Below are 8,794 nucleotides of genomic sequence, written 5' to 3'. Positions count from 1 at the left end.
CCCGTTCCTACGGGGAGAGGTCGCGACGAGGCTCTGCGAGTCGCGGGTGAGGGGCACCACCTCGACGATGGACCCGCCACCTGCGAGCCTCCCACGGCTTTACACCAGCCCCGCGCCGGTCAGAATCCCCTTCAGCTTCGTCTTCTTGTCGTCGGCGAGCGGCGCGATCGGCGACCGGTTCGGCCCACACGACCGGCCGAGCAGTGCCAGCGCCTCCTTGATCGCGCCGTTGCCGGTGCCGAGGCTCATCGCCATGCGGATCGGGTGCAGCCGCGACTGGTACTCCTTCGCCGCTTCGGTGTCGCCGCTCGCGAACGCCTCGTAGATGCCGACGCACAGTTCCGGGGCGATGTTGCACGACGCGGGGATCGCGCCCTGCGCGCCGAACTGGAGCGCCGCGAGGATGAGCGTGTCGCGGCCGTTGAGGACGGCGAACGTCTCGCGGGGGGTGCTGCGGAGGATCTCGATGGTGTTCTGGAGGTCGCCGGACGAGTCCTTGATGCCGACGATGTTCGGCACGCGGGCGAGTTTGGCGCAGGTGTCGGGCTCGATGCTGACGCCGCCGCACGTCGCGGGGTTGTTGTACAGCACGACCGGGAGCTTCGTGCTCTCGGCGACGCGTGTGAAGTGGTCGACTAATTCTGGCTGCGTGGGCTTGATGAAGTACGGGGTGATGACGGACACGCCGCTCGCGCCCTCCTTCTCGGCCATCCGCGTGAGCCGCACGACCTCGCGGGTGGTCTCGGCCCCGGTGCCGACGAACACCGGCGACCGGCCCGCACAGTGCGCGACCGCCGCGGCGGTGATCGCCTGCTTCTCGGCCTCGTCGAGCCCGTAGAACTCACCGGTCGTGCCGAGCACGAAGATGCCGTGGACCTTGTGCGAGAGCATCCAGTCGATGTGCCGCCGCAACCCATCGAGATCAACCCCCTGGTCGGGGGTCATCGGCGTGACGACGGGCGGGATGATGCCGCGGAGTTGCATGACGGGCGTGCCTCGGGTGGTTCGGCTAAGTGTACCGAAACCACTGTGCTGTAGCGACGGGCTTTGTGTTCCTGCGCGTGTCAGAGTAAGGTACAGCAAACAGTGCGAACGCCAGCGAGGAACTAGCCCGTGATAACCTGGGAGACGGACAACGAGACAGTACACGCTTTACTGGTCGGGTATCTGACCCAGCGGAGCGACAACGACTACCGAAAGATCGCGGACGTGCTGAAGCGAGGTAAGTGCCAAGTTGTCCTGGGTGGGTGGGGCAAGGCTGAGCAAAAAGCAAGAACGGTGGGTGCCGACCGGCCCGGTTACCTACGTCCTGACCGCGTTCCTTCGACCCGATGAAATGAGGTTGTTGGAGGAGCGGTCGTCGCTCCACTACGGACTGCTCTGGGGGGCGTTCCGCGACCTGATCACCGAGAGTGACCCCGAGATAGACGTGGCGATCAAGGCGCTGGTGGAGTTGCCGACCGAGGGCACAGGGCTGAACAACTGCTTCTTCAAGACGGAGCAGACGATCACGCACGACGAACTGCGGTTCCGCTCGAAGGGCGAGGTGGCCATCTACGACGAACTGAAGCGGCGGAGCATCCTCTTCTTCCCAAACCCGGCGGCCGTGCTCGGGAACGAAGTGACGCCGGAACTAGTCGAGAAGCGAGAGCCGGACTTTCTGGTCTGCTCGAAGGGCAAGTGGGGCATCTTGGAGGTAAACGGGGAGCCGTTCCACTCCGGCCCGGTGAGCACGGCGAAGGACCACGAGCGGTTCCGCCTGTTCCAGCGGCACGGGCTGTTCTTCGTCCAGGCTTATGACGCGGACCGGTGCAAGCGTGAACCTGCACGAGTCGTCAACGATTTTCTCCGCCTCCTTGAGGAGTATCGCTGAGACTGATTGGCAACCGGATTAACGCCTTCCGTTGGGCTTCTTCTTGCCGGGCTTGGCCGCGGGGGCGCGGGTCTTCGAAGATCTTCGCCACCGGGAGGGTGAACCCCGGCAGCACGTCACCGCCGTCGAGCGTGTCGGCGAGGGTGAACGTCTTCTTCCGCTTCTCGCTGCCCTTGGGGTACACGTCCACTTCCTTTCGCTCGGGATCGACGTACCACACCAGTTTGACGCCGGCTTTCGCGTACTCAGAAAGTTTGATCGCCATCTCCTTCCGGGTGTTGCTCGGGATGAGAACCTCAACCGCGAGGTCCGGCGGGTACTCCAGAAACGCACCGGTGGGGTTCACAATCTCCTGTGGGTTCTCGACGCTGTCCCAGCGGATGAACGACACGTCCGGCATCCGCACGAGGTCGAGCTTGAACCGGATCATGCCGTCGGCCCCGGCCGCGTACCCGATGTTGTGCTGCCAAAGGAACAGCTTGATGAGCGCCCCGATCTGGAGGGCGAGTCCACCTTCGCGGAAGCCCATCGCTTTCTCCACAAGGATGCCTTCGACGAGTTCAACGAGGCGGTCTCCAGTCACGGACGTGTCGAGCAGGTCTTTGACGGTCGCGGTGCCGGGTGCGGGGTAGGTCAGGATGCGCGACTCGGGGACGTGCCCGAGCCGCTCCTGCACCTCGGCGATCGTGCGGAACTTCGACTTCGGCTTCGTCGTGGTCCTGGCGGCCATGTGTACTCCAGGCTCGGAGAGGAGTGTTCGATCACTTCCCGGTCAGTTCCTTGACGAGCGGGTCGGCGGGGTAGAGCTTGCGGAGCGCCTCGAGCACGGCCCGCGAGTGGACCGCGATGTGCCGGGCCTGCACGTCGGTGTACACGAAGTTCCGCACCAGCCCGTGCCGGTTGCGGTCGAAGTTCACCCCCACCAGTTCCCCCGCACGGTTCAGCACCGGGCTCCCCGAATTGCCGCCGATCGTGTCGGCCGTCGAGACGAAGTTGTACGGCGTCGCGAGGTCGAGCTTCGACTTCCCGTCGAGCCACCGCTTCGGCAGGTCGAACGGCTCCTTGCCGCCGAGTTCCGTGGACTTCTTGAATGCGTCGCCGAGCGTCGTGCGGAACGGCAGTGCTTCGCCGCCCACTTCGTAGCCCTTCACGGTGCCGAACGCGAGCCGCAGGGTGAACGTCGCGTCCGGGGCGACGGTGCTGCCGAGCGCCTTGAAGCGCAGGTTGGAGAGCGCCGCGTACGCCTGGCGCTCGGGCTCCTCGACTTCGGTCTCGTACCGCGTGCGGAGCTTGCGGGCCTCGGCGTCGATCGCCTTCGCCAGCACGATGAGCGGGTCGGTGCTGGCGTCGATCGCCTTCTTGCCGCCCTCGACGAGCCGCTTGCGCTCGGCCGGGTCGGTGAGCTTCGTCGTGCCAACCAACTCGTCAGCCCGAGCCGCCGGGTTCTTCCCCGCGAGTACGAGCTTCACAAGGTCGCTGTCGCCGCCGAGGTTCTCGGCCAGGAACGTGAGCGACGCGGTGAGCTTCGCGCGCTCGAGTTCGGGGTAGATCGGGGCCGGGCTGAACAGGCCGAACTTGAGCGAATCGAGGTTCGAGTCGCGGTACTCGCGGAGCCGCTCGGCCGACGGCTTTGGCAACTCGTCGCCCATGCGGACGAGGTGCCGGGCAATGCCGAACAGCGGGGAGTAGAAGGCGTGGCCGGTTTCGAGAAGCCCGTAGGGTTTCTCAAACTCGCGGAGCTTCACCTGGACATCGGCGACCCGCCGCAGGGCCGACTCGTACGCGCCCCTCGGGTGGTCGGCAGTCGGCGGCAACTTGTCGCCGAGTTCCGTCTCCTGCGCCGCCTTCTGCTCCATGATCTTCGGGTCGAGGAGCCCTTGCAGTTGGCCACTGAACGCCTTGCGGGCGTTGGCGACGCTGTGCTGGTCGCCGGCCGCCTGCCGGGCCTTCTCGGGGCTCTGCATGCCGTACTGCGACAGCGCCGCTTCGAGTGTGCGAAGTCGATAGAGCGTGTACGGGAGCGTGTGGTCGCGGCGGTGCTTGAGGCGGGCGAGCGTTTCGAGCCGCTGGGTGGTGCCGGGGTGCCCGGTGACGAAGACGAGGTCGTTCTCTTGCGGGCCGATCTCGCTCCACTTGAAGTAGTTCGGGGTGTGGACCGGCTTGTCGTTCTCGTAGGCCCGGAAGAACGCGACGTCGAGGTTCATCCGCGGGAATTCGAAGTTGTCCACGTCGCCCCCGAAGCTGGCGATGGCCTTCTCGGGCGAGAACACGAGCCGCACGTCGGTGAACTTCTTGTACCGGTACAGGTGGTACGCGCCGCCGTTGTACAGCGTGACCACGTCGGACCGCAGCCCGGTCGCCTTGAGCGAGTCCTGCTCGATCTTGCCCGTCACGGCCCGGCGTGCGGCGAACGCTTCGCCCGGCTTCATCTCGGGCGTCACCGCCGCGTTCACCTCCTTGGTGACGTCGGTGATGGTCTGGAGCACGTTGATTTCGAGGTCCGGGCACTTGAGTTCCTGGTCGCGGGTCGCCGCGTAGAACCCGTCGTTGTAGAGGTCGAGCCCCGGCTTGCTGAGCTTCTGCGTGGCGTCGGCGGCGACGTGGTGGTTGGTGACGAGCAGGCCGTCGCTTGACACGAACCCGCCCGACCCGCCGCTGTTGAGCCGCACCGACGCGAGCATGGCGTTCTGGAGCCACGGGTCGGTGAGGTCGAACTCGTACCGCTTCTTGAGGAGGTCGCGGGGCGGGGCGTCGAGCAGCCACATCCCCTCGTCCGAAGTCGCCGACATCGCGAGCCCTCCGAGCACGACCGCCGCGAGCGCGAGGTTCCGAACACGCATGACGCACCGCCGGTGTTGGGTGACAGTTGCGGTGCCATTCTACGCGACGGGCCGGGGGCGGCGTGCGGCGTTGGGTTGTAGCCCCGGAGGGAGCTTCAACGGGTCACTCCTTGCCGAGCACGAGGTCGAGCGCCCAGCACCCGCGGACGTGGGTGGCGGTCGGGTCGCGGAAGTGGTCGAGGATCGCGTCGGCGTCGCACCCCGCGTCCTGGAGCGCGTCCGCGAGAATCGGCAACTGGTCGAAAGTGCGTTGGTCGTAGATGCCGCGTGCGAGTTGCATCACCGTTGACGTGCGCCAGTCGGGATCGAATGCGACGGGCCGGTCTCGATCCCAGACACAACTCTCCCATTCCATGCCGGGAGCCAAGTGTTCGATCCACCGTGCGTCTGTGACTGCAATATGGTAGGTCGCTTCCGGATATTCTGGGGGGAAGTCCTCGTCCTCATCGGGATCTCGTTCCGGATAGTTCAAACGATCAACGACACCAACACAAGAGATGAAGCGGTGAGCGCTCGCCATTATCAATCCATCGTCTGAGTATACATCGTGATCTCTCAGTTCCTGGCCAAGCGGAGTGGACCAGGCAGCGACTTGTGCCGCGTCTCTCTCGATCGCTTGTCCGTTCGGCTGATGTCTGATCCACCAAAACCAATCGGTTGTGTCCCATAAAAACCCAAGGGCCAACGTGCGAGAACACACAAGTCCGTACTGCTCCTCTTGCCGTTTTGTTACCTGACAGGTGAGGCACTTGTCCTGGATCGATTGAACTCGCACGTGGTAGAACATGGCCATCGCTTCGCCCTCCCGTCACTTCCCCTTTTGGATCACCTGGTCGGCGAAGCGCTCCATCTCTTCGAGTTGCGGGCTGCACTGCAACAGCAGCAGGTTCACGCCGGCGGCCTCGAAGCGCTTCACCTGGTCGAGCACCTGCCCCGGCGTGCCGATCAGGCCGGACCGCAGGCCGCGGTTCGACACCGAGTAGTCCTCCAGCGACACCCGCTGTTCGAGCTGCGTGCCGGCCAGCCACTGCTGGTAGTTCTGGTAGCCCGCCTTCGACTGCTTCACGTCGGTGATGCGCGCTAGCTCCGCTTGCGCCTCGGCACCGGTGTTGCGGACGATGCTGTACGCGGCGACGCCGTAGGTCATCGGCGGCAGACCGAACCCCTCGCGCCGCTTCCGCATGTCGGCGACCTTCTCGGCGATGCGCTCGGGCGGGTCGCCGTGCATGACGTAGGCGTCGCACGACTTCGCGATGAGGTTCTTTGCCGCCTCGCTCTCGCCGCCGGCGTACAGCACCGGCCGCGGGCGCGTCGCGGGCTTCGGTTGCAGCACGTTGTCGCGGACCTTGTAGAACTTGCCCTCGAACGTGAAGTGGTCCTGCTTCCACACGCCGTCGAGCACCGCGAGCCACTCGGCGGTGCGGGCGTAGCGGTCGTCGTGCTGCTCGAACTGCACGCCGTACTTGGTCGCCTCGTCGCGCCACCAGCTCGACACGACGTTGAGCGACAGCCGCCCGCCGCCGCCGATGTGGTCGATGTTCGCGGCCGCCTTCGCGAGCAGCGCCGGGTTGTGGAACGTCGGCCGCACCGCGACCATCAGTTCGAGCTTACTCGTGACGGCCGTGACCGCCGCCGCGGTGCTCCAGGCGTCGAGCGACGGGGCCTCGTCGCCCTTGATGTCGTTGAGGTTCAGCTCGGCGATGAGCGACAGGTCGAACCCGATCTGCTCGGACCGCACCGCGAGCCGCCGGGTGTACTCCCACGTCGGGGCCATGTTCTCGTCGTCGACGTTGCGGAGCCACCCGCCGAACACGGGCATCCAGTAACCGTAGCGCATGGGGCGTTCTCAGTGGGATCAACTGGCGGGAGGATGGGTGCGGGCGGCGAAGTGCCATTTGCGACCGGGGCCGACCTGAAGCGCGCCGCGGGGGGTGTGAAGTTCCCAATCGGCGATTTCGTAGAGGGTGGTTCCCTCGGGAGCGGGTTCCGGCGGCTCTTCGGGCGTCGGGATCACAACCACGGACGAGCCGTCGGAGAGATCGACCTTCACGCCGATCCCCTGAACGGCGGCGCGATCGACCGGGAACGGGATGACCGCCGTGACCCGCGCCCCGACGGAGATGGACAATTCATTGGCGACATCGCCCCGGCGGGAAGGTTCGCCGAGCGACTTCACGATCTCGTCGGGCGTGGCCGAGGCGAACACGGCGTCGCCCGCCTTCACCACCCAGAACGACCCGCGAAGGCGGAGACTGTGCGTTCCGTGCTCGTACCGAAACTCACCGTGCTTCGTGCGGCGCACCGGACCCAGCATGCGCTCGCCGAAGTGGAGGACGAGTTCGTCGCCGTAGCTGCGGCGCAGGAACAGGAACGGCTCCCCGACCAGTTGCAGCAGGTGGGAGCCGAACGCGGCGGTCGGGCTCGGTTCGGTGGCGGTGCTCATTGTTGGCCCTTGAACTCGCGTGCCTTCTCGCGCATCTCGGCCCAGGTGAAGTCGCCGCGGTCGTTCTCGGTCCCGCGGTCGCCGTGGGCCTTGCAGTCCTCCAGGTACGCCCCGAACTCGGCGCGATCGATCCCGAACTCGCGGGCCACGGCATCGACCCGCTTCAGGTCGTTCTTCCTGCCCATGAATGATACCCCCCGCTCAATCGGACAGGAATATCACGCCACGCTGGTTCGGTAGGCTATTCGTCCATCCCGAGCAGTGTGATCTCGTCCTCAAGGATGCCTGCGTAAAGGTACTCGGCGTCGGGAACGGAGATGAGGTAATTGACCGACCCATCCACTTCCACGGTGATCGCAAGAATCTCCCCGGTTCCGTTGCACTTCTGGACTTCTGAATCGAAGCGCACTCGATCACCGAAAGTGAACTTCGTCTGTGCCACGAGCGTGTGCATACTGCCCTCGCGATTACCAGTTGTCGGTTGCGGGCTGGGGGTGGGCCGAGATTACCCGGCGCGCTTCTCCAGGTAGTCCACCAGCCGCGCGAACGGGTCGAACCCGACGACGTTGACCGCGTCGGCGACGAAGTTGGAGAGCGCGTTGACGTCGTAGTACACGAGCGAGCCGTCGCGGTCGTCGGTCATGTACTCGATGCCGCCGACGTCGATGCCGGCCGTCTGCATGATGCGCTCGCACGCCGCGATCACGTCGGCGGGCGGGGTGTACCCCTCGACCTTCATGCCGGTCTTCGGCGCGTTCACCGGGCACGCGCTGCGGACCAGTTCGACGCCGTCGGCCCGCTGGCAGATGTCGGCCGGGCACAGGTTGAACGACTCGCCGGTGGTGAACACCTTGATCGCGTACAGGTACTTGCCGCCGAGCGTCTCGACGCGGGTGATGTGGCCGCCGCGGGCCGGCACGAACTCCTGCACGAGCGCCGTGTGGTCGACGCCGAAGTCGAGCTGGTCGGCCGCGGCCGCGGCGGCGAGAACCTCGCGGGTCTCGAACTTCACGATGCCGGCCCCGCTGCCACCGACGTTCGCCTTCACCACCACCGGGAACCGCAACCCCTCCGCCGCCTCGACGGCCTTCGAGGGATGGTTGATGACGCGGGCCTTCGGGTAGCCCAGGCCGAGCGATTCGAGGAGCGTGAGCTGCCGCGCCTTCGAGAGTTCGACGGCGAACCCCTTCGAGCCGTTCACGACCGGCACGCCGAGCCGTTCGAGGTGGGCCATGAACCCGAGCGTGAAGAACATCCCCTGCACGCCGCCGCGGAGGTACGCCGACGGGCTCATGCGGTTGAACACGAGCGCGTACGGGGACTGCTTCTCGCCGGGGTCGTAGACGTGCGCCCGCGGGTCGAGGCGCACGAACGGCAGGCCGCGGCGCTCGAGTTCGGCGAACAGCGGGCGGAACCAGTCGGGGTGCTCGTGGTAGACGGCGAACGGTCGCGCGGCGGGCATGCGTGTGTCTCGGCGGGTGGTGCCGGCGATTGTACCCGAGGTGCAGCGGTCAAAGTAGTAGGGTTGCTCGGTCGAAGTCGTCGGCCTCACGCGGGCCGCCACGGAGGGCGGCCCCGACCGGAGAGCTCGCGTTGGGTCTGTTTGGGCCCCCCACCCTGGCGGCCCGCCACCCACAC

Annotated in this window: 10 protein-coding genes; 1 reads left to right on the top strand and 9 read right to left on the bottom strand. The window is 66.1% G+C overall.

Annotated elements, in window-relative coordinates:
* Positions 1-99 precede the first annotated feature (99 nt).
* Positions 100-984, bottom strand: a complete 885-nt coding sequence (gene dapA / locus ACTIGN_RS10505) for a 4-hydroxy-tetrahydrodipicolinate synthase (RefSeq protein ID WP_439623544.1) — start codon at positions 982-984, stop codon at positions 100-102.
* A 298-nt stretch (positions 985-1,282) separates the two neighbouring features.
* Here dapA and ACTIGN_RS10500 point away from each other — a divergent pair, with 298 nt between their 5' ends.
* Positions 1,283-1,873, top strand: coding sequence for a hypothetical protein (locus ACTIGN_RS10500; RefSeq protein ID WP_439623542.1), 591 nt, complete (start codon positions 1,283-1,285; stop codon positions 1,871-1,873).
* Here ACTIGN_RS10500 and ACTIGN_RS10495 read toward each other — a convergent pair.
* From ACTIGN_RS10495 to ACTIGN_RS10460, 8 genes are all read right to left on the bottom strand, one after another.
* The gene (locus ACTIGN_RS10495) at positions 1,836-2,603 is read right to left on the bottom strand and encodes a Uma2 family endonuclease (RefSeq protein WP_439623540.1); all 768 of its coding nucleotides are present in this window, start codon (positions 2,601-2,603) and stop codon (positions 1,836-1,838) included. The genes ACTIGN_RS10500 and ACTIGN_RS10495 overlap by 38 nt on opposite strands.
* 31 nt (positions 2,604-2,634) lie before the next feature.
* Positions 2,635-4,713: a S46 family peptidase gene (locus ACTIGN_RS10490; protein WP_439623538.1), complete on the bottom strand. Its 2,079-nt coding sequence runs from the start codon at positions 4,711-4,713 to the stop codon at positions 2,635-2,637.
* A gap of 103 nt (positions 4,714-4,816) precedes the next feature.
* Positions 4,817-4,993 (bottom strand): hypothetical protein, encoded by a 177-nt coding sequence (locus tag ACTIGN_RS10485; protein ID WP_439623536.1) that lies wholly within the window; start codon positions 4,991-4,993, stop codon positions 4,817-4,819.
* A 528-nt stretch (positions 4,994-5,521) separates the two neighbouring features.
* Positions 5,522-6,550 (bottom strand): LLM class flavin-dependent oxidoreductase, encoded by a 1,029-nt coding sequence (locus ACTIGN_RS10480; protein WP_439623534.1) that lies wholly within the window; start codon positions 6,548-6,550, stop codon positions 5,522-5,524.
* Between the two features lie 18 nt (positions 6,551-6,568).
* Positions 6,569-7,156, bottom strand: a complete 588-nt coding sequence (locus tag ACTIGN_RS10475) for a hypothetical protein (RefSeq protein ID WP_439623532.1) — start codon at positions 7,154-7,156, stop codon at positions 6,569-6,571.
* Positions 7,153-7,341, bottom strand: coding sequence for a hypothetical protein (locus ACTIGN_RS10470; RefSeq protein WP_439623530.1), 189 nt, complete (start codon positions 7,339-7,341; stop codon positions 7,153-7,155). Before ACTIGN_RS10470 ends, ACTIGN_RS10475 begins: the two co-directional genes overlap by 4 nt.
* Before the next feature lie 56 nt (positions 7,342-7,397).
* Positions 7,398-7,610, bottom strand: coding sequence for a hypothetical protein (locus ACTIGN_RS10465; RefSeq protein ID WP_439623528.1), 213 nt, complete (start codon positions 7,608-7,610; stop codon positions 7,398-7,400).
* Between the two features lie 51 nt (positions 7,611-7,661).
* Positions 7,662-8,618 carry an ATP-grasp domain-containing protein gene (locus ACTIGN_RS10460; RefSeq protein WP_439623526.1) on the bottom strand — a complete coding sequence of 319 codons (957 nt, stop codon included), beginning with the start codon at positions 8,616-8,618 and terminating at the stop codon, positions 7,662-7,664.
* Positions 8,619-8,794: the final 176 nt, after the last annotated feature.

The sequence above is a fragment of the Gemmata sp. genome, from assembly GCF_051859125.1.
Taxonomy (GTDB): Bacteria; Planctomycetota; Planctomycetia; order Gemmatales; family Gemmataceae; genus Gemmata.
This window is presented reverse-complemented; position numbering and strand designations above follow the sequence as displayed.